This window comes from Gemmatimonadales bacterium (assembly GCA_036279355.1).
In the GTDB taxonomy this organism is placed as follows: domain Bacteria; phylum Gemmatimonadota; class Gemmatimonadetes; order Gemmatimonadales; family GWC2-71-9; genus DASQPE01.
Genome location: DASUJH010000040.1, coordinates 18,484 through 41,062 on the forward strand (window position 1 = coordinate 18,484; position 22,579 = coordinate 41,062).

At 70.2% G+C, this 22,579-nt stretch carries 24 protein-coding genes; 13 read left to right on the top strand and 11 right to left on the bottom strand.

From position 1 onward, the window contains the following. Positions 1–14: 14 nt before the first annotated feature. Entirely contained in the window at positions 15–677 is a 663-nt protein-coding gene (locus VFW66_10170) for a response regulator transcription factor (protein ID HEX5387055.1), read from the bottom strand. Next, positions 674–2,455, bottom strand: a complete 1,782-nt coding sequence (locus tag VFW66_10175; GenBank protein ID HEX5387056.1) for a GAF domain-containing sensor histidine kinase — start codon at positions 2,453–2,455, stop codon at positions 674–676. The genes VFW66_10170 and VFW66_10175 overlap by 4 nt, the downstream gene beginning before the upstream one ends. 245 nt (positions 2,456–2,700) lie before the next feature. Between VFW66_10175 and VFW66_10180 the strand changes: the two genes are divergently transcribed. Next, positions 2,701–4,152, top strand: a complete 1,452-nt coding sequence (locus tag VFW66_10180; GenBank protein HEX5387057.1) for a HEAT repeat domain-containing protein — start codon at positions 2,701–2,703, stop codon at positions 4,150–4,152. Between the two features lie 3 nt (positions 4,153–4,155). On the opposite strand, the gene VFW66_10185 is transcribed toward VFW66_10180, so the two are convergent. Then, a complete protein-coding gene (locus tag VFW66_10185; protein HEX5387058.1) occupies positions 4,156–4,836 on the bottom strand; it encodes a hypothetical protein in 681 nt (226 codons plus the stop codon). 134 nt (positions 4,837–4,970) lie between these two features. Here VFW66_10185 and VFW66_10190 point away from each other — a divergent pair, with 134 nt between their 5' ends. After that, complete coding sequence (locus VFW66_10190; protein ID HEX5387059.1) at positions 4,971–5,132, top strand: hypothetical protein; 162 nt, start codon at positions 4,971–4,973, stop codon at positions 5,130–5,132. A gap of 8 nt (positions 5,133–5,140) precedes the next feature. Here VFW66_10190 and VFW66_10195 read toward each other — a convergent pair whose 3' ends face one another. Further along, positions 5,141–5,512 carry a hypothetical protein gene (locus VFW66_10195; protein ID HEX5387060.1) on the bottom strand — a complete coding sequence of 124 codons (372 nt, stop codon included), beginning with the start codon at positions 5,510–5,512 and terminating at the stop codon, positions 5,141–5,143. A gap of 168 nt (positions 5,513–5,680) precedes the next feature. Between VFW66_10195 and VFW66_10200 the strand changes: the two genes are divergently transcribed. From VFW66_10200 to VFW66_10230, 7 genes are all read left to right on the top strand, one after another. Continuing rightward, the gene (locus VFW66_10200) at positions 5,681–8,758 is read left to right on the top strand and encodes an efflux RND transporter permease subunit (protein HEX5387061.1); all 3,078 of its coding nucleotides are present in this window, start codon (positions 5,681–5,683) and stop codon (positions 8,756–8,758) included. A 5-nt stretch (positions 8,759–8,763) separates the two neighbouring features. Continuing rightward, complete coding sequence (locus VFW66_10205) at positions 8,764–10,059, top strand: TolC family protein (protein ID HEX5387062.1); 1,296 nt, start codon at positions 8,764–8,766, stop codon at positions 10,057–10,059. A gap of 119 nt (positions 10,060–10,178) precedes the next feature. Further along, positions 10,179–11,186, top strand: a complete 1,008-nt coding sequence (locus VFW66_10210; GenBank protein HEX5387063.1) for an efflux RND transporter periplasmic adaptor subunit — start codon at positions 10,179–10,181, stop codon at positions 11,184–11,186. Next, positions 11,186–11,665, top strand: coding sequence for a thioredoxin-dependent thiol peroxidase (gene bcp / locus VFW66_10215; protein HEX5387064.1), 480 nt, complete (start codon positions 11,186–11,188; stop codon positions 11,663–11,665). The genes VFW66_10210 and bcp overlap by 1 nt, the downstream gene beginning before the upstream one ends. A gap of 138 nt (positions 11,666–11,803) precedes the next feature. Continuing rightward, positions 11,804–12,556: a signal peptidase I gene (gene lepB, locus VFW66_10220; protein ID HEX5387065.1), complete on the top strand. Its 753-nt coding sequence runs from the start codon at positions 11,804–11,806 to the stop codon at positions 12,554–12,556. Between the two features lie 545 nt (positions 12,557–13,101). Further along, entirely contained in the window at positions 13,102–13,434 is a 333-nt protein-coding gene (locus tag VFW66_10225; GenBank protein ID HEX5387066.1) for a plastocyanin/azurin family copper-binding protein, read from the top strand. A gap of 74 nt (positions 13,435–13,508) precedes the next feature. Next, positions 13,509–13,874, top strand: coding sequence for a hypothetical protein (locus VFW66_10230; GenBank protein ID HEX5387067.1), 366 nt, complete (start codon positions 13,509–13,511; stop codon positions 13,872–13,874). On the opposite strand, the gene VFW66_10235 is transcribed toward VFW66_10230, so the two are convergent. Next, the gene (locus tag VFW66_10235; GenBank protein ID HEX5387068.1) at positions 13,875–15,569 is read right to left on the bottom strand and encodes a methyl-accepting chemotaxis protein; all 1,695 of its coding nucleotides are present in this window, start codon (positions 15,567–15,569) and stop codon (positions 13,875–13,877) included. It lies immediately after the preceding gene. Next, positions 15,566–16,660, bottom strand: coding sequence for an ABC transporter substrate-binding protein (locus VFW66_10240; protein HEX5387069.1), 1,095 nt, complete (start codon positions 16,658–16,660; stop codon positions 15,566–15,568). The genes VFW66_10235 and VFW66_10240 overlap by 4 nt, the downstream gene beginning before the upstream one ends. Before the next feature lie 149 nt (positions 16,661–16,809). Between VFW66_10240 and VFW66_10245 the strand changes: the two genes are divergently transcribed. Beyond that, positions 16,810–17,091, top strand: coding sequence for a Smr/MutS family protein (locus VFW66_10245; protein ID HEX5387070.1), 282 nt, complete (start codon positions 16,810–16,812; stop codon positions 17,089–17,091). 29 nt (positions 17,092–17,120) lie between these two features. Here VFW66_10245 and VFW66_10250 read toward each other — a convergent pair whose 3' ends face one another. The 3 genes from VFW66_10250 to VFW66_10260 form a co-directional block, all read right to left on the bottom strand. Beyond that, entirely contained in the window at positions 17,121–17,714 is a 594-nt protein-coding gene (locus tag VFW66_10250; GenBank protein ID HEX5387071.1) for a hypothetical protein, read from the bottom strand. 66 nt (positions 17,715–17,780) lie between these two features. Next, positions 17,781–17,981 (bottom strand): cold-shock protein, encoded by a 201-nt coding sequence (locus VFW66_10255; GenBank protein HEX5387072.1) that lies wholly within the window; start codon positions 17,979–17,981, stop codon positions 17,781–17,783. 196 nt (positions 17,982–18,177) lie between these two features. Further along, a complete protein-coding gene (locus tag VFW66_10260) occupies positions 18,178–18,699 on the bottom strand; it encodes a methylated-DNA--[protein]-cysteine S-methyltransferase (GenBank protein ID HEX5387073.1) in 522 nt (173 codons plus the stop codon). A 96-nt stretch (positions 18,700–18,795) separates the two neighbouring features. Between VFW66_10260 and VFW66_10265 the strand changes: the two genes are divergently transcribed. Continuing rightward, positions 18,796–19,407, top strand: a complete 612-nt coding sequence (locus VFW66_10265; GenBank protein HEX5387074.1) for a hypothetical protein — start codon at positions 18,796–18,798, stop codon at positions 19,405–19,407. A gap of 384 nt (positions 19,408–19,791) precedes the next feature. On the opposite strand, the gene VFW66_10270 is transcribed toward VFW66_10265, so the two are convergent. Further along, on the bottom strand, positions 19,792–20,784 hold the full coding sequence (locus tag VFW66_10270) for an HD domain-containing protein (protein HEX5387075.1): 993 nt from the start codon (positions 20,782–20,784) through the stop codon (positions 19,792–19,794). A gap of 121 nt (positions 20,785–20,905) precedes the next feature. Between VFW66_10270 and VFW66_10275 the strand changes: the two genes are divergently transcribed. Next, positions 20,906–21,322: a helix-turn-helix domain-containing protein gene (locus VFW66_10275; GenBank protein ID HEX5387076.1), complete on the top strand. Its 417-nt coding sequence runs from the start codon at positions 20,906–20,908 to the stop codon at positions 21,320–21,322. A 9-nt stretch (positions 21,323–21,331) separates the two neighbouring features. Beyond that, on the top strand, positions 21,332–21,922 hold the full coding sequence (locus tag VFW66_10280; GenBank protein HEX5387077.1) for a YceI family protein: 591 nt from the start codon (positions 21,332–21,334) through the stop codon (positions 21,920–21,922). Positions 21,923–22,068: 146 nt separating this feature from the next. Here the strand turns inward: VFW66_10280 and VFW66_10285 are convergent, their stop codons facing one another. Further along, positions 22,069–22,515, bottom strand: coding sequence for a GspH/FimT family pseudopilin (locus tag VFW66_10285; GenBank protein HEX5387078.1), 447 nt, complete (start codon positions 22,513–22,515; stop codon positions 22,069–22,071). Positions 22,516–22,579: the final 64 nt, after the last annotated feature.

Consider the following 22,579-nt stretch of genomic DNA (forward strand, 5'->3'; position numbering starts at 1 on the left):
TGTATGGCCTTTGGTCAGGCGCCGCCGACGACGCCGGTCTCGAGGGCGAACCTGGTGAGGCCCGCGACGGTGCGGATGCGGAGCTTGCGCATGAGGCTCTCGCGGTGGCTTTCGACTGTGCGGTGGCTGATACCGAGCCCGGCCGCGATCTCCTTGTTGGTGCGGCCGAGCGCGATACCGAGCAACACCTCGCGCTCGCGCGCAGTGAGAGAGCCGAGGTCGCCGCTCAGCCGCTCCCGCTCGAGCTCGCCGCGTACGAGGTCGGTGAGCCGCCGCGCCACCGGCGGACTGAAGAACGCCTCGCCCTCGTGCACCGCGCGCACCGCGCGGCGGAGCTCGGTGGCGGCGGTGTCCTTGAGCAGGTACCCATGCGCACCGGCGCGCACGCTTTCGAGCACGTACTCGGGGTTGTCGTGCATGCTGAGGATGAGCACCCGCGTTTCGGGCGCCGCCCGGCGGAGATGCGCGGCCGCTTCGAGCCCGGATTCACCCGGCATCGAAATGTCGAGCACCGCCACGTCAGGGCGGTGGCGCTCGACGAGCTCCGCCACATCGGCGCCGCTCGCCGCCTCGGCCACCACCTCGAACCCCGGTTCACTCTCCAGGACGTGCCGAATACCCTCACGCACGACGGTGTGGTCGTCGGCCACCAGCACGCGGATCGGTGCGTCGCTCACCCCCGTGCTCCGGCGGGCGCCGGCACCCGCACCTCGACCCGGGCACCTGCACCCGGCCGGCTCTCGACCACGACGGTGCCGCCCAGCGCGCTGATGCGCTCGCGCATGCCCGCAAGCCCCATGTGCCCGTTGCGCTCGAGCTCGCGCCCTGCCGCGGAACCCGGAAAGCCGGAACCGTCATCGCAGACCGCGAGCACGAGCCCGTCGCCGCGCACTCCGATCGCCACCTCCACTGCCCGCGCCCCCGCATGCCGCGCGATGTTGGAGAGCGCCTCCTGCAACGCGCGGAAGAGTGCCACCTCCGCTTCCTTCGAGATCTGCGGCAGCGCCGGCGGCGCGTCGAGCGCCACGGCGAGGCCGCTCCGGTCGCCGAACTCCGCCACCAGCGAGCGAAGCGCCGGCAATAGCCCGAGGTCGTCGAGCAGCGACGGGCGCAGCTCGTTGGTGACGTTGCGGATGCTGCGGATGCCCGCGTCGACCAGCTCGAGCGCGCGGTCGAGCCGCTGCACCGCCGGCGGTGCGGCGCTCTCCCGCACCACGCCCAGCTCCATCTTGACGGCCGAAAAGACCTGAGCCGTCTCGTCGTGCAGCTCGCGGGAAAGGCGGCGCCGCTCCTCCTCGTGCTGCTCCACCATGCGGGCGGAGAGACGCCCGAGCTCGACCGTGCGCGCCTGCAACCGCTCGTAGAGCTCCGCGTTTTCGAGCGCCGCGCCCACCTGCTGGCCCAGCGCGACCAGGAAACCGTCGTCCAGCGCGGTGAACGGGTCGCGCGTGTCGCCCACGATGATGAGCGCGCCGGTCACCACGTCCCCCGTGAGCACGGGGAGCACGGCCGCGTAGGCGTACCGCGCCGCGCGTTCAGGGCAGGGGTCGACCCAATCGTTAGTAACCCTCGGCCGGCCCGCCGCAACGGCCTGCGCAAGAACCGCCGCTGCGGCGCCGGTCGGATGGATGTCGGTCCAGGGCGCCGCCACACCATGGCCGTGGACGAAGCGGCCACCGCCCGCGCCGTCGAGCAGATAGAGCGCGCTGCCGGTCACGGCCGGGAGCGTGAGCGGGCGCGCGAGCAGCCCGTCCAGCACGTCGCCGGCGCGGCCTCGACGCTGGAGATCGCCCGAGAGCGCGGAAAGCGCGCCGAGGCCGCGGCGCAGATCATCGACGACGAGCAGCAGAATGCCGGCGCCCACCGCAAGCTCGAACAGAATATCGAGGTAGTAGCCCCAGGGCGCCCATGCCCCCCGCGCGCGGAGGAACGGATAGTCCAGATGGTGGAGGCCCCAGAGCCCGAACGCCGCCGCGAGCAGCGCCGCGCCGGTCGACGCCACTCGGAAGCGGTAGCGCAGGAACACCCACCCGGTCCACAGCGTCGCGATGCTCAAGAATCCGACGGCCGGCCCCGCAGCCCAGGCGAATCGATCGATGCGGTAGATCGCGATGTACGACCAGACGACTGGAAAGAGGGCGATCGGCAGATAGGCCCAGCGCCAGCGGAAGCCGCGCGAGAAGACGAGCGCCGCCCCGAGGAGCGCGAGCGCCGTCCACCCGGTCACAACCTGATGCCAGAAGAGCCAGCTTCGCTCGCCGCTGGTGAGGAAACTGAGTATCGCCCCGAGGCGCAGGAGGTAGAGTGCCCAGGCGGCGCTCCACCAGGCGAAGTAGGGCTTTCGGTAGCGCTGGAACAAGAACCCGCAGAGGACGGCGAGCGCGGCGGTGACGGCAGCCTGGAGCAGGGCCGCCGCGAGCTCGACATCTCCGGCGACCGGAGGCTCGACTGGCATGGCTCTCAAGAAAAGGAGATCCCGGAAGCGGCGCAATAGAGGCGCAACGGGGCCACGGTTCGAGGGGCCCGCGCTACGGAGTTACGTGGGCGACTACTACACCATCCTGCGTCTAAATGACTATCGCCGCGATATTTCGCACCGCCGGTCCGCTGACGCACGGTTGGTATGTCGAGTGCACGTTGTCCGCGGGTCACCGCGGCTATTGAGCCCTTGGAGCGCCGGTGGAATCTCACGCTGACTTTGTGAAGCGGTTTGGAGATCTGGTTGCGCTGCTCCGGGTCGACCCCGGCAACGATGCCGCCCAGGACCTGGCGCTCGCCGCCGCCTGCCGAGCCGTATCGGCGCGCGCCGTGAGCGTCGAGGGCGGCGTAGAGCGCGGCATTCCCGACGACGGGCTCTCGCTTTCCGGCCGCCTGCGCGCGCGGCAGATCGACGCGCTGCACGTAGCGGCGGGCGCGAGCGCGCGAGAGTTGCTGGTGCTGGCGCGCGCGCTCTCGCACGATACCACCCCGGTCGTGGCCAGCGCGCACGTGCGGATCGAGGCGCTGGTCGCGGTCGCGCGTGCGGGCTTCGATTTTACCGGCGGTCCCGCGAGCGATCCGCTCGGACCCCCGCGTGACGACACCGACCGCCGGCATTGGCTCGAGCGCCGCCGCGCATTCGGGGCCCGCTGGCGAGCGCGCGAGCATCGCACTGCCGCTGACCGCCGCGCCCGCGGCGAGCGCCGCCTTCGCGCCCTCAAGCATCACGAAATCGAAATCGCGCAACTCCTCAACCGACTCGATCACGCCGCGCTCCTCAGCAGTTGGAAGCACGCGCTCGAGCTGGCCGATTGCCTGCGCGCGTACGCGCCGCGGGTCCCGGCAGAAGCGCGGCGGACGTTCGGCATCGTGGCGCGTCGCCACCTCCCGCCCGCCGCGCTCGACGGGATGGTGGGCGTGGCGCTCCGCGAGCCCGGCCTCCGCAACGCCGCCGCGGGCGTGCTCCAATGGGCCGGGCTGGCCGGCGCCGAGGTCATGCTTGCGGCCATCTGCCGGAGCGAGGGCGTGGCGGGGAGCGAGTTCCTCTACGACGCGCTGGGGGAAATGGACGAGGCGTTCGTGTGCGTGGCGCCGCTGCTCGCGAGCCTGCACTGGCACGAGGTGCGTCACGCCGCGCTCATCCTGGGCCGCCAGCGCAGGCCTGAGGCCCTCGAACCGCTGCAACGGCGCCTCGGCCACGGCGATGAGCGCGTGCGGGCGGCGGTGCTGCACGCGTTGGCGGAATTTCCGCTCGATGCATCGGCCGATGCGTTCCGATCCGCCCTCGCGCATCCCTCTGCGGGCACGCGCGCGGCCGCTGCTGCGGCACTCGCCCGCCCCGAGGCAGCGGCCTTCGCCGACGCGCTCACCTCGGCGCTCCGGCAGGAGCGCGATGCCGCCGCCTGGGCTGCCGTGGCGCGCGCCCTCGGCGCGATCGCGTCGGCGGACACATGCGACGCGCTGGCGAGCGCCGCCCTCGCGCGGCGCAAGCTCTTTGCGATGCGTGGATTCGGCGTGACCCGGCGCCGCGCCGCGGTGGCCGCACTGGCGCGGGCGTCCGGCGGGCTTGCGGCGGCAGCACTGGAGCGGGTGGCGCGGGAGGGTGATGCTCCGGTCCGGGAGGCCGCGCGCGCGGCGCTCGCCTCCCGGTACAAGGCCGTTACCGCTCCCTAGCGGCTACTGCTTGGTGACCGTGTAGTCCGCGATATGCAGGTCCAGGTTGTGATTGATCCTGAGTCCCACGATGCCGGCCGCATCGAAGAGTCGCGGGTCGGCATTGTAGACCTCCCGCCCGTTCACCATGAAGCTCGCCTTGTCCGGCGCCATGACCACCTCGAGGTCGTTGGTGGCCTTGCCGCTCCGGTCGGCGTGCACGATCGCGGGATGGCGCGACCACCCCGAAATGATGCTCGAGGTACTGTCGCCGCTGCGGCGCTTTATGAGGTACCGGCCGTCCCCGCGGATCATGAAGTAGGTGTATTGCCGGGCAGGGCCGTCTAGGTTCTTTCCGCCGATGAAAATCCCGTAGCCCTCCGGATGGGGTGGCGCCTTGGTCTGGGTGAACGTGACCGACACGTGGAAGGGGCCGGTCATCTTGTCGGCCGCCCGATAGAGGATCGCGGCGGGCCCCAGAGTCACATGGTAGCCGGGGGCCATAGTAACGAATTTCACGTCTACGAGATCGGAATCGCTGTCCGTCCGAGCGGTCCATCCGGGCGGTAAGTCGGCGTCGACCTTCGCGGCGCGGTCGTGATCGGCGGCCTTGGCGGGGCGCTTGGCGCCCTGCGCCGCAAGCCGAGTGGTGGCGAGCGGCGCCACAATGAGCGTGAGCGCGGCAAGTGTCAGATGCAGGCGCATAGGGCGACCTCCGATTAGCGACATCGGCATCCGCCGCGGGAGCGGCGGGAGCGGCGCCGGCGGTTGCGGGCCGGCGTAGCGTCGGCTAATCTACCGGCTCGCCGCATCCGACGGCCCTCTCAAGGAGAGCGACAGTGTTCTGGTACTGGTTCGGCGTGCTGTTCGCGGCAGTCGGGGCCGGGGGTATCCTCTTTGCGCTCGCGTTCGTCTCGCTTCTCATCGGCGTGCTGGTCAACGCGGCGATCGTCCTCATGCTCGGCCCCGTGATCGATCGGATGGTGGTGCGGCGCCGCTGAGCCGCGGGTCAGCCGCCGGTCGGGCACCCATCGCCGGCCGCGGGCTCCGGTGTCGTTGCCTGGCGCAGCGCGCCCTCGTAGTTGACCTTGAGACTCCCCCAAAGCTCACGCAATCCCCGCACCTTCATCTGGATGCCGCCGCCGCGCCGGGCGAGAGTGGACATGAGGCCGGCCGTCTCGGCCAGCGCCGAGAGATTGAGGGCGCTGGTATTTGCCTTGAGCTCGTCGAGCGACCGGGTGAAGGCGCGGATCGTGGTCTCGTCCGCCTGAAGCGCCCCCATCTGCTCGATCACGCTGCGCATCCGGTCGAGCTTGGGCGCAACCGTCTGGAGGTACGCGGCCTGCGCCTGCTGTCGTGAGGTGAGCCTGGGCGCGTTCATGCGAGCCTGTCGAAGGTGCGAGCGTGACGGGGTGGAGAGGGACAATGTAACCCGAAACGCGGGCCGGCTGAATCTCCCCGGCCAGCGGCGCGTAGTACACCCAAGGATTCCTGACGCTCCCGCGATCGGCTTCACGACTGCTCACGGCTTCACCGCCCGGCGCCGACGATGAAGATCTCCGACCTGTCGATCCGACGCCCGGTGTTTGCCAGCATGGTGAGCGCGGGGCTCGTCCTGTTCGGCGTCATCGGGTACACCCGGCTCTCCGTGCGGGAGTACCCCGACGTGGACCCGCCGATCGTCTCGGTCTCGACCGAGCTCCCCGGGGCCAACCCCCAGGTGGTCGAGTCGGCCGTGACCGACATCCTGGAGGAAGAGCTCAGCACCGTGGAGGGCCTCCGCACCCTCACGAGCTCGAGCGAAGAGCAGTTCAGCAACATCACGCTCGAATTCAACCTCGACCGCCCGGTCGAGGCGGCGGCCCAGGACGTCCGGGATAAAGTCGCGCGGGTGCGCGGCCGGCTTCCCGAAGACGTGCGCGAGCCGGTGGTGGCCAAGCAGCAGGCCGACGCCAACCCGTTCTTCTGGCTCGCGCTTTCGGGCGCGAACTACGACCTGCTGCAGCTCAGCGACATTGCCGACCGCCTGGTCAAGGCGCGCCTGCAGACACTCCCGGGCGTGGGCCAGGCACGCATCTACGGCGAGCGGCGCTTCTCGATGCGCGTCTGGCTCTCGGCTGAGGAGCTGGCCGCACGCGGGCTCACGGTGCAGGATGTCGAGAGCGCCATCCGGAGCCGCAACGTCGAGATCCCCGCCGGACGCATCGAGTCGGACCGCCGCGAGTTTACCGTGCGCTCCCTGGGCGAGCTCAAGTCGCCGGCAGAATTCGCCGAGCTCACGGTGTCGAACGCCGGCGGCCGGCTGGTGAAGCTCAAGGACCTGGGCCGGGTCGAGCTCGGGGCCGAGGACGATCGCAGCGCGCTCCGCTACAACCAGACGCCGTCGGTAGCCATCGGCGTCATCCGGCAATCGAAGGCAAACCTCATCGAAGTCTCCGACGAGATCCGCCGCGCATTGCCCGCGATCCAGCAGGGGCTCCCGCCGGGCGTCAAGCTGGACGTGGCGTTCGACGATGCGATCTTCGTCAAGCGCTCGATCCGCGAGGCGGAGGATACGCTCCTCATCGCGGGCCTGCTTGTGGTGGTGATCATTTTCGTGTTCCTCCGTAACCTCCGGGCCACGATCATCCCGGGCCTCGCCATCCCGGCGTCGATCGTCTCGACGTTCGCGGTGATGTACTTCCTCGGCTTCTCCATTAACAACCTGACGCTGCTCGCGCTCACGCTCGCCATCGGCATCGTGGTGGACGACGCGATCATCGTGCTGGAGAACGCCTACCGGCACCAGGAGGAGCTGGGCGAATCGCCGGAAGAGGCGGCGACGCAGGGAACGCGCGAGATCGCCTTTGCCGTGGTGGCCACGACGATCTCGCTCATCGCGGTGTTCACGCCGCTCGCCTTCCTCAAGGGATCCACCGGTCGGCTGTTCAACGAGTTCGGCATCGCGGTGGCCGGATCGGTGGCTATCTCCGGCCTCGTGGCGCTCACGCTCACGCCGATGCTCTGCGCCAAGATTCTCCGCCTGCCCGCGCGCCATGGCCGGATCTACCGCGCGCTGGAGCACGGATTCGACCGGCTTGCCAACACCTATGCCCGTCTGCTCGACCGCGCGCTCCGTGCGCGCGGCGCCGTGGTGCTCGGCGCGCTCGCGATGGTGGGGTTGGCCGTGGCGCTCTTCGCCGCGCTCAAGCGCGAGTTCGTGCCGCCGGAGGACCGCGGGTGGTTTCTCTCGTTCATCATCGCGCCGGAGGGCTCGTCGCTCGGCTACACCGACGGCTACCAGCGGCGGATCGAGGCCATCCTCGGCCGCACGAAAGGTGTCGAGAGCTTCTTCAGCGTCGTCAACGTCGGCGACGGCGTGAGCCGCGGCCTCATCTTCACCAACCTCGAGGACTGGTCGCGGCGCACGCGCTCGGTCGACGCCATCCTGGCCGAGGTGCAGCCGCAGTTCTTTGCCGTACCGGGCGTGATGGCGTTCGCGAGCAACCCGCCGGCGTTCGGCTTCGGCAGTCCGGTGCAGTTCGTGGTGCAGCATCCGGATTTCGGCCTGCTTGCGTCGGCGGCGGACAGCTTCGTGGCGCGGGCGCGTGGCATCAAAGGCCTGATCAACGTGGACACCGACCTCCGGGTGAACAAACCGGAGCTCACGGTGAGCTTCGACCGCGACCGCGCCGAGGATCTGGGCGTGCCGGTGCGCGACGTCGCCACCACATTGCAGACCCTGCTCGGCGGCACGCGGGTGAGCACCTTTACCCGCAACAACAAGCTGTACGACGTCATCGTGCAGCTCGAGCCGAAGGAGCGGGCTACGCCGAGCGACATGACCGGCCTCTATGTGCGCGGCCGCGACGATGCGCTGGTCAAGCTCGACGCGGTGGCCAGCGTCAAGGAGGGCGTCGGACCGCGGGCGCTGAACCATTTCGACCGGGTGCGGAGCTTCACGCTCACCGCGAGCCTCGCCCCGGGCTTCACACTGGGTGAGGCTCTCGACTCGCTGCGCCGGGCGGCGAACGAGGTGCTGCCCAAGGGGAGCACGACGGCGCTCGCCGGGGAATCGCGCGAGCTGGAGGAGAGCGGCGGCGCGCTCTACTTCGCCTTCCTCCTGGCGCTGTTGGTCGTGTTCATGGTGCTCGCCTCACAATTCGAGTCGCTGATCCATCCGTTCACGGTGCTGCTCGCGGTGCCACTCGCCGTGACCGGGGCGCTGGTGACCCTCTATCTGGCCGGGTCCACCATCAATCTGTACAGCCAGATCGGCATGATCCTGCTCATCGGCCTCGTCACCAAGAACTCGATCCTGCTGGTCGAGTACGCCAACCAGCTCAAGGAGCGCGGGCTCGATGCCGCGGCGGCCGTGCGCGAGGCCGGCCGCATCCGGCTCCGGCCCATCCTCATGACCTCGGTCGCAACCATCATGGGCGCCTTGCCCGTGGCGCTCGGCCTGGGCGCGGGGTCGGCCAGCCGGCGCCCGCTGGGTTACGCCATCGTCGGCGGCGTGCTGGTCTCCACGCTGCTCACGCTGTTGCTGGTGCCCGTCGTCTATGTGCTGCTCGACGGCCTGCGCGCGCGGGCGGGCGCCGTCCGGCCCGTCGCCGGCGCGCGGCCGGCCGCCGCGGAGGCGGAGTGAGGGCGATGTTCGCGGCGGCCCTCGTGGGCGGCGCGCTCGCCGCGCCGATCGCAGCTTCGGCTCAGGACTCGATCCCGCAGGTCACCCTGGCCGACGCGCTCCGGCGTGCCACGCGCCTCGACCCCGATTATGTGCGCGCGCTCGGCCAGATCGACAACGCCGAATGGGGGCGCAAGGCGGCCCGGCTCGCGTTCGTAGTGCCGGCGCTCACTGCCGAGCTCGACGCCACGCGCTACTCCACGGAATTCTTCAACATCGGCACCGGCGAGCCGACGGCCTCGTCGGTGAACGCGACGCTCACGGCTCGCTACGAGCTGCTGAGCGTGCGCAAGCTCACCGACCTGCGCGCGACGACGGCCGAGCTCGAGAACGCGCAGTCCACCGGGATGCAGCAGCGGTTCCGCACCGCGTTCCTGGTCGAGTCCGACTTCTACGGCGTGCTGGCCGATCAGGCGCTGCTCACGGTCGCGACGGATCGGGTGCGCCGTGCCGAGGAGCAGCTCGCCGTCGCCCGGGCCCGCGTCATCTCCGGCGCGGCGGTGCAGACCGATTCGCTGCAGCTCGTGCTGGAAGTCACCCGGGCGCGCATCGACCTCACGCGGCAATCGGCCGCGCTCAGGGTGGCGCAGCTTCAGCTCGGCCGCAGGGTGGGGGAGAGCGGCGCGGTGGCGGCCGAAGCGGCTGACACGGTCCCCCCGGCGGAGCTGCCGGTGACGCTGCCGGCTGCCGTGCAGGAGGCGCTCCAGCAGGGGCCGCAGTATCGCGCCGCGCGGGCCAACGAGCGCGCTGCCGCCGCCGTGCTGCGCGGGCGTCGCGGCGAGTACCTGCCGACGCTCACGCTCTCGGGCACGAACACCACGTTCGACACTCGCTTCTTCCCGAAGGCGCGGAACGTTTCGGCGCTCACGCTCACGGTGAGCCTGCCGGTATGGGATCTCGGCGTCCGCGAAGCGGGGATCACGGCTGCCCGGGTCGACCGCGACGTCTCGCGCGCGGTTCGCGAGGACCTGGAGCGCGGGGCGCGCCGCGACGTGACCGAGGCATACGACGCCTACGGTACGGCGCAGGCGACGATCGCGCTCTCGCGCAGCGCCCTCGCAGCGGCGGCCGAAAACTTCCGCGTGCAGGACGCGCGTTACCGCTCCGGCGCCACCACGATCCTGGAGCTGCTCGACGCGCAGATCAGTCTCACCCAGGCGCAGGCCGATCTGGTGCAGGCGAACTACGCCACCCGGCTTGCGCTCGCCGGCCTCGAGGTAATCCTCGGCCGCCGGCTCTTTCCGAGCGGGGGCGCCCAGTGAAGAGAGTACTCGGCGTGGCACTCGCCGCCGCACTCGCGGCGTCTGCGTGCGGCAAGGCGGTGCCTGAGTCCCGCGCGGGCGGCGGTGCGAAAGGCGCTGCTGCCGGGGGCCCCCCCGCGATGCCGGTCGAGATCGCCGTCGCGCGCACCGACACGGTGGTGGACGCCATCGAGGCGTCGGGGCAGATCGAAGCGGTGCAGTCGATCGAGCTCAGGCCGGATGTCGAGGGGCGGCTCGTGGCGATTCTAGTGCGGGAAGGCGCCCAGGTCACCCGGGGGATGCCGCTCTTCAAGGTGGATGACGCGGAGCTCCGCGCGGAGGTGGCGCGGGCCGAGGCCGACCGCGACCTCGCCCGGCAGGCCCTCGCGCGCACCCGCGACCTCATGGCGCAGCGCGCCTCGTCCCAGGCGGATCTCGAACGCGCGGAGGCCACCGCGCGGAGTACGCAAGCCCAGCTCGATCTGCTGACGTTGCGGCTCACCCGGACGACCGTACGCGCCCCGTTCTCCGGCGTCGCGGGCCGGCGGCTCGTGAGCCTCGGCGACTACCTGACGACCGATTCGCGCCTCGTGATGCTCCAGACCTTCGATCCCGAGCGCGCCTCCTTCCAGGTGCCCGAGCGCTATGCCGACCAGCTCCGGATTGGACAGCGCGTCGCGTTCCGGGTGGCCGCGCTGCCGGGACGTGAGTTCAGCGGCGTCGTGGACTTCGTCGATCCGGTGGTGCAGCTGCCGGCCCGCACGATCACGGTGAAGGCGCAAGTGCCGAATCCCAGGCGGGAGCTGCAGGCGGGCATGTTCATCGAGGCGCGCCTCGCAACCGCGGTGCGGCCCGGTGCGGTCGTGATTCCGGAGGACGCGGTGGTCCCGCTCCACGGCTCCACGTTCGTCTGGGTGGCGCGCGGCGGCACGGCGACGCGGCACGAAGTCGAGCTCGGCGTGCGCACGCCCGGGTTCGTCGAAGCGCGGAGCGGCGTCGACGCCGGCGACCAGGTGGTCGTGGGCGGACAGGAACGGCTCTTCGAGGGCGCGCCGGTCGCCGCTCAGGTGGTTCAGCGGGAGGTGGTGACTCCGGCGGACAGCGCTGCGGCGCCGAGCCGGGGCGCTGCCGACAAGGCACCCCGGTAGTGCCTACGCGTAAGCCCGCCGCCAAGCTCGCCCCCGGCGACGGGGCACCCAACTTCACCCTGCCGGCCGACAACGGCTCGATGGTGTCGCTCGCCGATTTCGCCGGGAAGCCGGTGGTGCTCTACTTCTATCCCAAGGACGACACCAGCGGCTGCACCCGCGAGGCCTGCGGATTCCGCGATCATTGGCGCGATGTCCAGCAGCGCGGCGCCGTGGTGCTCGGCGTTTCCCCGGATGGGGTCGCCTCGCACAACAAGTTCAAGCGAAAGTACGAGCTGCCGTTCCCGCTTCTGGCCGACGAGCAACACGACGTGGCGCAGGCGTATGGAGTCTGGGGCGAAAAGTCGATGTACGGCCGGACCTACATGGGCATCCTGCGCACGACGTTCCTGATCGGGCCCGACGGTCGGATCGCCCGCATCTTCGAAAAGGTCAAGCCCGAGGGGCACGCCGCCGAGGTGCTCGCGGCGCTCGGCTGAGCGCGCGCGTGGCGCACGTGCGGCACAAGCTGGCGGCCGTTTGCGCGTGAGGGCATCTTTCAGGATGCCGCGCCGGAGCTCCAACGTTCCCGGCGCGCGATTCCAATATCCCTTTGAAGCAGATCGAGTACCGCCGACATGACCGTGTCCTCCCGCAACGAAACGTCCTATACCGCGACGCCCACTCCGCCCGGCCGCTCGTTCGCGACCTGGCTCTGGGAATGGACCAAGTCCATCGTGGTGGCGCTCGCCGTCTGGTTCCTGCTCCGCACCTTCCTGGTGGAAGCGTTCCGGATCCCGTCAGGGAGCATGGAGAACACGCTGCTCATCGGCGACTTTCTCTTCGTGAACAAGGCGCTGTACGGCGCCGAGGTGCCGCTGGTGCACGCGCACCTGCCGGCCGTGCGCGAGCCGGAACGCAACGACGTGCTGGTTTTCGATTCGGTGGAAGAACCGGGGCTCAAGATCGTGAAGCGGCTCGTCGGCATGCCGGGCGACACGCTCTCGATGGAAAACGGCGAGCTCTATCGCAATGGCCGGAAGGTGGACGAGCCGTACGTGATCCACACCGATCCGACGCGCTCGGAGGATGCGGCGGAGCGAGCCAAGATGCGCGCGTGGCAGTTGCCCCACCTGGTCAATCGCGACCGGGCCACCTATCGCCCCGACCTGCAGGATTGGGGACCGATCGTGGTGCCGGCCGATTCGTTCTTCATGATGGGAGACAACCGGGACAGCTCGTACGACGGCCGCTACTGGGGCTTCCTCCCGCGGGAAAATGTGCGGGGGCGCCCGCTCCTGGTGTACTTCAGCTACGATCCGGCCAGTTGGCGCTCGCTGCCGTTCGTTTCGGCGGTTCGCTGGGGACGCCTCTTTACCGTGCCTGAGTGATCCCTCGGCACCGCGTCGCGGTGATCCGCCGAGCCAGGGCGTCAGCGCGGTGACGCAGGCGGCGTGACCGCGCTAACGCCGTGGTCTCGACGCGTCGGCCGTGGCCGCGCGGGTCGGCCCGCGGTCGATGTAGACCGCCGTGCGACCACACGAGCCGCAGTGCAACGTCACCCGGCCGCCATGCTGATCGGAGTCTGCCGCATCCCGCGGAGGGATGCGCTCGATGGACGCCGAACTACACGAGGGGCAAACCAGAGGCTTGTGGTCCCGATCGGCCGCGATCAAGATCAACGCCTCAGGTGCTCGATATTCCTTGACTCCCCGACGACCCACAGTCGGCCCTTCCGGTGGGACAACAGTGAACAGGGGACGACAAAATCCCACCCACGCCCAATCTAGAACGAGCCGAAGGACGACGCAAAGTGTCTGACGCACATTCGGGCTGTGCCATGGCCCCGAACTCGGGTCGGCCAGCCCTTGCCTTGCTCGTTGCCCTCGGGCTCGGGGTGGCCGCACCGCGCGCTCTGACCGCGCAAGCGGTGCACGTGGTGAGACTCGAAGTCGAGATATCCGAACAGCTTCACCGATTCGTTCCGGAGCGGGTGACCGCCCGAGTCGGCGACGTGCTCCGTTTCCGGGTGGTGAGCGGCGCCCCGCACAGCATTGCCTTCGAGCCGGCCGGCATCTCGCCCAACGCCCACGCGGCCCTCAACGCCGCCATGCCGGACCGGTCCGGCGACTTGAGCGGTCCCGTGCTCCCCGCCAACGGTGCCGAGTACCGGATCGTTGTGCCTCCGCTCCCGCCAGGCCGATACGTGTTCTACAGCGTTCCCCACCGGGCGTACGATATGCGGGGAGAGCTTGTCGTAGCGAAGTAGCAACCCATACGCCGCTTGACGTCCCCACTCACCCGTGATACGTTGCCGCCTCGGAGCTTGGCCAAGGAGGCCCAGTGGCGTCGGAGCTCGGCGGTTCCCAGATCTCGACCCTTCTCGAGACCCTCCCGGGGATCGCAAACGTGTTGCGGAGCCCGGTGGCGGATGCGCTCGTGAACACGATTCGCGCCGCCGCCCGGATCGGTGAGTTCGCGCTTGCCGATGCCGAGGAGTTGGTTCGCTATGCGGTGCGGCGCGGGCTGCTCGCGGCGGACGAGGGCGACCGCCTGCTTGCCGACGTGCAGGAGGCCGAGCGGAAGCGGGTCGAGCGCGCGGCGGCCCACGCCAAGGCTCAGAAGGCAAGGGCCAAGGCGAAGGCGGTGAAGCCCGTGAGGACGGTAAAGACGGTCAAAAAGGCGGCAAAGAGCGGCCGGCGCCGCTAGTCAGATCTTGAAGTCGCCCATGAGCCCGGAGAGTCGCTGAGCCCCTTGCACCAGATCGCTGGCGGACGAGGCGATCTGTTCCGTCGAGGCGCTCTGTTCCTCCGCCGCCGCCGTCACCTCCTCACCCATCGCGGCGTGCTCCGCCGCCGTGCGGCTCGCCTCGGCCGTCTTGCTCCCCAAATCATCGACCAGCTTCCGGTTCTCCGTGGTCCGCCGGGCCACATCGCCGGCGGCACGGGTCACGTCGTCGACGGCGACGGTGATCTCCTCGAGCCCCCGCGCCGCACCCGACGCGATGTCTTCCACCCCGCCCACCTTGCCGGATCCGGCCGCCATCGTCGCCGAAACCTCCCGAATGCGGTCGCGGATCAGCTCGACGGTCTGGGTGACCTCCTCGGCTGCCGCAGCGCTCGAATCGGCGAGGCGCCGGACCTCTTCCGCCACGACGGCGAATCCGCGGCCATGCTCGCCGGCGCGCGCCGCCTCGATGGCCGCGTTGAGCGCGAGCAGGTTGGTCTGCGACGAGATCTGCTTGATGAGATCGATGAAGTCGGTGATCGAGTCGGACAGCTGCGCGAGCTGCTCCACCTGCGTCGCGGAGGTCGTCACCACCTCGCGCACGTCGAGCAGGGTGGCGCCCGCGGCATCGACACTCGCGCGGTGATGCGCGGCCAGCTCGCGAATCCGCTCGCCCAGACTGACGACGCTTGCGGCAGCGTCGGCGTTGCTCCCGACCGCGCCGCGCAGCGTCGAGAGGAGCGCGTCGGCGTCGCGCATGCCGCCCACCTGCTGCTCGGCGCTCGTCGTGAGCCGCACCATCGCCGTCGAGATCTCGCCGCTGCTCGACGCCAGCTCCTCGCTCATGGCCGAGAAGTCGCTTGCGCTCGCGGTGATCTGGTCGGTCTCGCGCGTGACCGCCCCGACGATGCTGCGGAGGCGGCTCGCCATCGCGTCCATCGCGTCGCCCAGGCGAGCAAGCTCGGCCGGCATGGCGCCGAGCTTGGCGGCGCGCAGGTCGCCCGACCCGAACCGGTCGGCGGCGCCGGCCAGCCGGCGGAGCGGCACGTTGACCGACCGCAGCGTATACAGCAGGGTGACGAACGCTACCGCGAGCGCGAGCGCAAAGATGAGCCACACCAGCGCCCCGCGCCGCGAGGCGCTCCCTTCGAGCTCGGCGGCGCGCGCCATCGAGCGGTTCGTCTGTGCGAGCGTCAGCGCGGTCACGTCGCCCACCAGGGTGTCGGCCATCGGGCGCGCCGTACCGGCGAGGGCGCGGGCCTCCTCGGTGCGCCCCAAGTCGGTAAGCGCGTGCGCGCGGGCGTACGTCACCTCGAGCCGCGCCTGCAGCGCGCCGACGCGGTTCAGGATGTAGCGGTCGGAGGTGGTGAGCGAGGGGAGGTCGCGATAGCTCCGCTGGTAGGCGTACGCCGAATCGCCCTGGCGCACGAACTCGAACCGCTGCTCGGGCGAGGGCAGGTCGAGGTACTCCTCAGCTCCGCGAATTTCCGCGGTGAGCGAATTGACCAGCGCGCTGCTCAGGCTCGTCGTGCGGAGGAGGAGCGCCAGCTCCTCGCTCACCGAGCGGTCGAGCGAGCGGATCGCGCCGACCGCCAGCACCGCGAGCGCGAAGACGAGCGCGATCAACACCGACATTCCCGCGCCGATGCGGCGCGCGAGGCTGCCGAGGACGGTCACCGGCCCTCCGCGAGCAGCATGGCGCCGTGCCGCACCACGGCGAGGTGCACGGCCGCGTCCGGCACGTCACCCAGCGAATCGAACGCGATCCGTCCGGTGACACCGTTGAAGGGGGGCGCGGTCGTGCCGATGGCGGCGACCGCCGCACGGATGGCCGCCCGACTCGTGCCGGCTCGCCAGATCGCGTCGCGGAGCAGGTAGATCGCATCGTAGGTCGCCGCGGCCGGCTGGTTCGGAAGGCCGTCCTTCGGAAACTTGTGCTGGTAGGCAGCGACGAAGCTCCGGTTGGCCGGGTTCGGCAGCGACGGCAGATAGGCCTGCGACACGTACACCCCTTCCGCCAGCGCGCCCGCCGCCTCGATGCCCTCGAGGCCGTCGCCGCCGAGCACCGGCAGGGTAAGCTTGCGCTTGGCGGATTGGCGGAGAACTTCCTCCGCTTCGGATTCGTTGCCCGCGACGAGCAGAAACTGCGCGCGGCCCATCTTCGCGACGCGGTCGAGGTAGACGCCGACATCGGGCCTGTCGCCGAGATATGGATCGATGCTCACGGCCTCCCCCTTCATGCGGGTGAAGTCGCGCACGAAAGTGCGCCGCACGCCGCGGCCGTAGTCATCGTCCAGGTAGAGCACGGCGCCGCGCTCGAAGCCGAGCCGATCGCGCGCCCAGCGGGCGAGTGCGGCGCCGTACGCCAGGTCGCTCGGGCAGAGCCGGAAGGTGTACGGCCCGGCGGCGCTTACATCGGGCGACGAGGACGACGGCGAGATGGCCACGACCGGGTTATCGCCACCGTTGTACACCGGTGCCGCGGCAAGCGTGGTGGCGGACCAGAGGTGGCCGACCACGGCCACGACGCCCGCCTTGTACAGGTCGGACGCGACGAACACCGCCGAGTCGGGGTCGGCGAAGTCGTCCCGCGCCACCAGCTCGATCGGCCGGCCGCCGATGCCGCCGTGCGCGTTGATCTCCTCGGTGGCGAGCTCGGCGCCGCGCAGCATCGGCGCGCCGACCGGGTCGGTGAGCGAACCGGCAATCCCGATGAGGATGGGTTCGCTGTTGCGCCGGCACGCGGCGGCGGTGACGCTCGCGGCCATGAGGAAGGGCGCGGCGCACGCGAGAGCCCGGCGGAATCGGCGCGCGGAGCGCCGTGGGTGCTGGGGCACGAGTCGGTTCAGGTCGTGATCTGGGGGACGGCGAAGGTTACCCGCGCGAACCTAAGCAAGCAATGGGCCAAGGAGGCGGAATGCTCGACTGGTCCGACCGCCCGCCAGCGGCGACGTTCGACCTGCACGGCCAGACGGTGCTCGAGGCCGCGACCAACGCACGGCACTTTCTTGCAAGCCAGGCGAAGGCGCGGCCCGGAGCGGTGGTGCGCCTCATCACGGGCCGCGGCCGTTCCGGCGGCGGAGCGCCGATCCGCACTCGCACCCGCACGCTGCTCGCCGAGCTCAAGGCGAGCGGACAGGTCGTGCGCGACTATCTGCTGGAAGACACCGATGGAAGCTTTCTGGTGTTGCTGCGCTGATGTGATGCTGCGGCGCTCGTGCCGTGGCGCTAGCGGCGGGCGCGGTCGCGCCCCCACGCGTCCAGCACGCGGCCGTCGACCAGCGCCACCGAGGCGACCTTTGCACCCTGCGTCAGCCGCCATGTGAGCCGGATCATCCGTCCGCGCCGCACCCACTGCATCATCCATTGCGGTCCTTGCACCGTGGCACCGACGCGGCCGTAGCTCGCCTCGAGGTCGCTGCGCCACGCGTCGAGCTGCGCTGGGTCGACGCTCCCGGAGAGCGTGAGGACGCTGACCGCGCTGTCCACCGCCGAGACCCAGACGTCCACGGCGCCGCCGAAGCTCGAGTCCGCGAGCCGGCCACGACACTCCGTGATACGCCGGTCGGCGTGCGCACGCCGGCAGTGGAGCGACGTCCCGCCGAGGGCGTGCAGGTGAGCCGCGAGATCGGCGAGCGTTTCACTGGCGCGGAAGCCGTGAAATTCGAGCGCAGCGGTGTCAGGCGCCGCCGCGCCGGCCGTGCGCTCAGGCGCCGCAGCGGAAATGTCCGCGGCCGGCGGCGGCCCTTGCGCGGCGAGCGGCGCGGCGGCCGACGTGAGACACCCGAGCGCGATCGACAGCTGCCGTCCGAAAAGGCGCATGGGAGAAAAGGGCCGCCCAAGGCGGCCCCTCAAGGTGGTTGCGTGGTGAATCGGCGCGGCGCGGCGCTAGACCTTGCGCACGTTGGCGGCTTGCAGGCCCTTCGGGCCCTCCACCACCTCGAACTCCACGTTGTCGCCTTCGGCGAGCGATCGGAATCCCTCGGCCACGATGGCCGTGTGGTGCACGAAAACGTCCTTGCCGCCGTCCTGCGCGATGAAGCCGAAGCCTTTCGCATCGTTGAACCACTTGACCGTGCCCTTCGCCATTGCGCCAACCTCTTCTTCAGGGGAGCCCAAAGGCTCCGGGAAACCCCCGGCCCTCGTGGCCGGGCATACAAAAAGCGCCGTCCGGAGAAAGCTCCGGCCGGCGAGTACCACCGAGGTCTAGACGGAAGGGACCGCGCAGAACATGAGGATAAGCTCCCGCCCGCCCGAGGTTTTGTCAATATCGAGGGGGTCCGGGCTAGCGGAGCACCACCCCGGCCGCCCGGATCTCATGACTCAGGAGCCAGCGCTTCGTGGCGAGGCCACCGCCATAGCCGACCAGGCTTCCGTCCTTTCCCACCACGCGGTGGCAGGGGATGAGGATGGCGAGATGATTGGCTGAAACGAGCCAGCCGATCTGGCGCGGATGCAACCCGGTCGACCGCGCGACGTCGTCGTACGAGCGGGTCTCGCCGAAGCGGATGCGGACGAGGGCCTTGTAGACGGCGATCTGCGCGGGCGAGAGCTCGAACCAGTTTCTCAGGTACTTGGGAAATGCGAAGGGGCGGGGGGTGCCGGCAAAGTAGGCGTCGAGCAACGCCGAGCTGGCGCGGCAGGGCCCCTGGACGATGTGCAGCTCGGGGACCGCGGCGCGGAGCCGCACCGCCCAGCGGATGCGGCCCGCGCGCGGGGGGAACTCGACGGCCAGCGGTCCCTCGTCACACTCGATGACGGTGAGCGCGCCGACCGGCGAGGGGTAGGTGGTCCACTCGACTCGCATGGCGGCTCCGCGGTGTCCCGATCGTGTCCCAAAGCTAGCCGGCTCCGGGCGTCAGGGCCATGTGCGCCGCGCCGGGCGGACGATTAGCTTAGGCCCATGGCCACACCGCAAACGCTGGTTGTGCGGACCTTCACCGACCGGGCTGAAGGCCTGTCGCATTTCATCCTGCGCGCAGGCGAGGCGCCGCGGCTCTTCGCCTTCGACGACGCGCTCGGGTGCCCGGTCGAAACGGCGCTCGCTGCGCTCGAGTGGACGGGCGCCGTCGGCATTCTGATGGATGACGATCTGCTCCATGCCGCGCGGCTCACCAGCGAAACCGCGGCGGCCGTGATCGAGCGCAAGGCGCAAGGGGGCCGCCGCTTCGTGTACCTCGGGCCGCGGCTCGACGCACCGCCGATGGACGTTTTCGAGGGTGCCGTGCTGTTCGACGAGCCCGGCGTCAAGGCGGTCGAGTTCACCCAGCGGGCGCACGGCCTGGCGCACTTCCTTCGCGCCACCTCCGGCACCGGCGCGCTCCTCGCGCTCCTGGGCCGCCGCGCGCCCGAGCTTCGGCACCTCAAGCGCTGGCTCCCCCCGATCATCCAGGAGCTGGACGCGCCGCGCCGCCTCATCGCCGGGTGGTTTGCTGCGAGCTCGGCCGGATGCCTCTTCGGCGGCACCGATCTCGAGGCGAGCCACCGCTACGTCGAGGTCGGGCTGGAATCGTGAGTCCAGCGAGTGCGTGGGACGATGTAGAAAACCGGAAATGCACATCTCCACAACCTGTGGAGAGGAGCGGCCAGATGCTGCTCCGGTCTTGGCTTAGCTGTCCACAAGCGACCCGCGACAAAAGGCGGTAACCCGAAGAAACATAGGCACTTGCGAGGCTTGTCGGCCGCCGTATACTTCGGCTCGACGCGGCCAGTCGCGCGCTCCGTCCTCTCCGATCCGGCGCCTCGGGGAGCCATGCGAAGGATAGGTCCGCGACCCTGTCCGACTCGCAGCGCCCGCACGGATGAACCGGGCAGGATGGCCATTCGGCCTGGGGATCGAAACAATCCATGTGTGGAGCGGCCGCCCAGCCACGACTGGGTGGCCGCTTCGTTTTGGATCCTATCGCGAGTCTACCAACCCCCAATCGCTGCGGCCGCGGTAGGCGCGGCGCCGCTCCAGCTGCCAGAGCGGGCGCGCGCTCACGAGCGCATCGCCTGAGAAGTTTTCGGGATCGGCGAGCGCGTCGGCCATGCTCGCCGTCTTGGCGCTCGCGTTGTCGGCATAGTGCAGGACCTCGGCCTCGAGGGTCATGGGCGCGACCGGCGCACCGTGCTCCAGCTCGCCGTGGTGTGAGAGGATGAGGTGGAGCAGCAGCGTCAGCTCGCGGTCGGTGCACGGCGAAGGGTTTTCGTCGCGGATGCGGCGCTCCAGCATCAGCGCGCCCAGGACGACGTGCCCGAGCAGCGAGCCGCACTCGGTCATCTCGAACGAGCCATTCCAGCTATACGACTCGAGCTTGCCCAGGTCGTGCAGCAGCACGCCGGCCAGCACCAGATCGCCGTCGGCACGCGAGACCTTGGCGATGGCGCGACCGATGGCCGCCACCTCGCAGGTGTGCTTGAGCAGGCCGCCCAGCTCGGCATGATGTCCGCTCAGACTGGCGGGACACTCTTCGTAGCGGCGGCGGAAGTCGGGATCTTCATAGAAGAGCGCGAGCGTGGCGCGGAGGCGCGGCGCGCGGACCTCGCCGCGCCACTTGTCGAGCGGATCCCAGTAGCGGGAAATATCTCCCACCGACGGCAGGAGCGCGCGCAGGTCTACGCCGTCCTTCGGCAGCACGCGGATGGAGCTCACGTCGAGCTGGCGCTTGCCGCGATACGTGCCGACCTCGCCGATCACCTGCACGACGTCGCCCCGCGAAATGCCCGCCACGCAGGCCTGCTCGGCGCCCCAGAACGGCGCGCTGGAAATCCGGCCGGTGCTGTTGCCGAGAATGAGAACGGTGCACTCCTTGTCCGCGGCGTAGGTGCGCTGCTCGACGTCGAGCACGAGCAGCGCGTCCTGCACCCGGTCTCCCTGGGCGAGTTGCTTGAGCTGCGGCGGTTCGGGCATCGCGGCGACTCGAGCGTTCGGGTGGATGTGCGGGTAGGGCGCGCCCAAGTTAACTCGCGCGGGGGCGGCCGGCCATCGGCCGCCGATGGCTGCCGGCCCCGCCTCGCGGTAGCTTGTGCAAATGGGCCCCGTCCACATCGTACTCCTGGATCATGACACCGAGCGGCGGCGCTCGCTGGCGGAGCTGCTGCGGGCGGGCGGCTGCAGGGTGTTCGAGACGGGCGACGCACCGACGGCCGCGGGGGCGCTGGGCGAGGCCGGCGTGCACGGGTTCGGTGCGGGCGAAGCCGGGGCGTTGGTGGTGACCCTCGAGCTGCCGGCCCTTGATTTCGACGCGTTGCGCGCGGCCATTGCGCCGGCGGCAGAGCTGGCGCCGGTTTCGCTCGAGGCCGTCGAGCGGGGGCACATCGCGCGCACGCTGGCACACACGGCGGGCAATCGAAGACAGGCGGCAATAATTCTTGGGATCTCGCGGTCTACGCTCTTGCACAAGATCCGCAAGTACGGGCTCGACGGCGGGACCCGCCGGCAGGGGTGAGGAGAATCGATGCATTGCGTTCAAGCGTTGTATCTCGCCGTCGTGCTTGCGGCGGAGCCGGCGCTCGCGGCCGGGCAGCAGCCAATTCCGCCAGGTAAAGTGGTGAGCGGCACCTTGAGCTTCGACGGCCGCGCCACCGCCGGAGATTTCACCGGGAAAACCAGCACGGTGAGCGGCGAGATGACGGGCGGCGCCGACCTTTCGGCCGTGCGCGGGTGGGTGGAGGCGCCGGCGGCGAGCCTCACGACGGGCAACGGACGGCGGGACCGCGATCTCAACAAGTCGATGGAGACGCAGAAGTTTCCGACCATGCGGTTCGAGCTTGGCGCGGTGGAGACGGCCGCGGCACCCGACAGCGCCGCCGGCGCCGACAGCGTGCCGGTCCGGCTCAAGGGCCGCCTCACGCTGCACGGCGTGACGCGCGACATGGAGATTCCGGGCGCCGTGACGCTCGGGCCGGACGGAGCGCGGGTGCGCGGTACACTTCCGGTCAATCTCAAGGACTATCACATCGGCGGCCTCTCGAAGCTGTTCGGTACGCTGCGGATGTACGAGGACATCGTGGTCCACATCGATCTTCAGTTCGCATACGCCCGCTGAGTCGACAGTCCCGCACGGCCCTGATCCGCATGCCTTCCGGGCCCGCTGACGACCCGGAGCCGTGACGGCCTCCGGGCCGGCCGGCCGCCGGGGGTGCCGTCTGGCCCCCGGACGTCCGGTATTCCGCGGTTTCGCGTGGTCCCCTTTCAATTCTCCAGTGTTCCTCGCGCGATGCGAACTCGGCCGAGCCGAGAGATGACGACCTGCCGCACGGAGCGGCGGCGGGTGAGGGTGAATGTGGCGTTGGAGACGCCGCGGGCGATGCCGTTCGAGCCGAAGGCGACGCGCCGCGAGGGGCCGACGATGGTGACGCCGTCCCCGTCAGGACCGGGCGCGCGCCACGCGACGCTCGTGTCAGCACCGCGGACGATGAACACCGTGAGAGATTCGGGCGACACGATGAGGAACGTGGGCGCGCCGCGCATGACCGCGGTGAGGCGGGCCACCGCGTGCGCGGCCGCGAGCCGCTGGGCCGCGCCCTCCACCGCGACCCCGGCCAGGAGATCCGCGGTGCGGGGAACGGCGATGGCGGTGAGGGTGCCGATCATCGCGAGCACGATGAGCAGCTCGATGAGCGTGGTGCCACGTCGCATGGAACGATGGTACCGTGCGCGTGCCGTGGCATCGTCATCGTTATTCCGCGGCGCGGGTCCGATC

Bases quoted from the DNA above. Each gene is read 5' to 3' on its own strand.
- VFW66_10205 (HEX5387062.1), top strand. From the start codon at position 8,764: ATGTTCGCGGCGGCCCTCGTGGGCGGCGCGCTCGCCGCGCCGATCGCA.
- VFW66_10270 (HEX5387075.1), bottom strand. From the start codon at position 20,784: ATGCCCGAACCGCCGCAGCTCAAGCAACTCGCCCAGGGAGACCGGGTG.
- VFW66_10265 (HEX5387074.1), top strand. From the start codon at position 18,796: ATGGCCACACCGCAAACGCTGGTTGTGCGGACCTTCACCGACCGGGCT.
- VFW66_10275 (HEX5387076.1), top strand. From the start codon at position 20,906: ATGGGCCCCGTCCACATCGTACTCCTGGATCATGACACCGAGCGGCGG.
- VFW66_10250 (HEX5387071.1), bottom strand. From the start codon at position 17,714: ATGCGCCTTTTCGGACGGCAGCTGTCGATCGCGCTCGGGTGTCTCACG.
- VFW66_10200 (HEX5387061.1), top strand. From the start codon at position 5,681: ATGAAGATCTCCGACCTGTCGATCCGACGCCCGGTGTTTGCCAGCATG.
- VFW66_10195 (HEX5387060.1), bottom strand. From the start codon at position 5,512: ATGAACGCGCCCAGGCTCACCTCACGACAGCAGGCGCAGGCCGCGTAC.
- lepB (HEX5387065.1), top strand. From the start codon at position 11,804: ATGACCGTGTCCTCCCGCAACGAAACGTCCTATACCGCGACGCCCACT.
- VFW66_10210 (HEX5387063.1), top strand. From the start codon at position 10,179: ATGCCGGTCGAGATCGCCGTCGCGCGCACCGACACGGTGGTGGACGCC.
- VFW66_10245 (HEX5387070.1), top strand. From the start codon at position 16,810: ATGCTCGACTGGTCCGACCGCCCGCCAGCGGCGACGTTCGACCTGCAC.
- VFW66_10280 (HEX5387077.1), top strand. From the start codon at position 21,332: ATGCATTGCGTTCAAGCGTTGTATCTCGCCGTCGTGCTTGCGGCGGAG.
- VFW66_10240 (HEX5387069.1), bottom strand. From the start codon at position 16,660: ATGGCCGCGAGCGTCACCGCCGCCGCGTGCCGGCGCAACAGCGAACCC.
- VFW66_10185 (HEX5387058.1), bottom strand. From the start codon at position 4,836: ATGCGCCTGCATCTGACACTTGCCGCGCTCACGCTCATTGTGGCGCCG.
- VFW66_10285 (HEX5387078.1), bottom strand. From the start codon at position 22,515: ATGCGACGTGGCACCACGCTCATCGAGCTGCTCATCGTGCTCGCGATG.
- VFW66_10260 (HEX5387073.1), bottom strand. From the start codon at position 18,699: ATGCGAGTCGAGTGGACCACCTACCCCTCGCCGGTCGGCGCGCTCACC.
- VFW66_10175 (HEX5387056.1), bottom strand. From the start codon at position 2,455: ATGCCAGTCGAGCCTCCGGTCGCCGGAGATGTCGAGCTCGCGGCGGCC.
- VFW66_10255 (HEX5387072.1), bottom strand. From the start codon at position 17,981: ATGGCGAAGGGCACGGTCAAGTGGTTCAACGATGCGAAAGGCTTCGGC.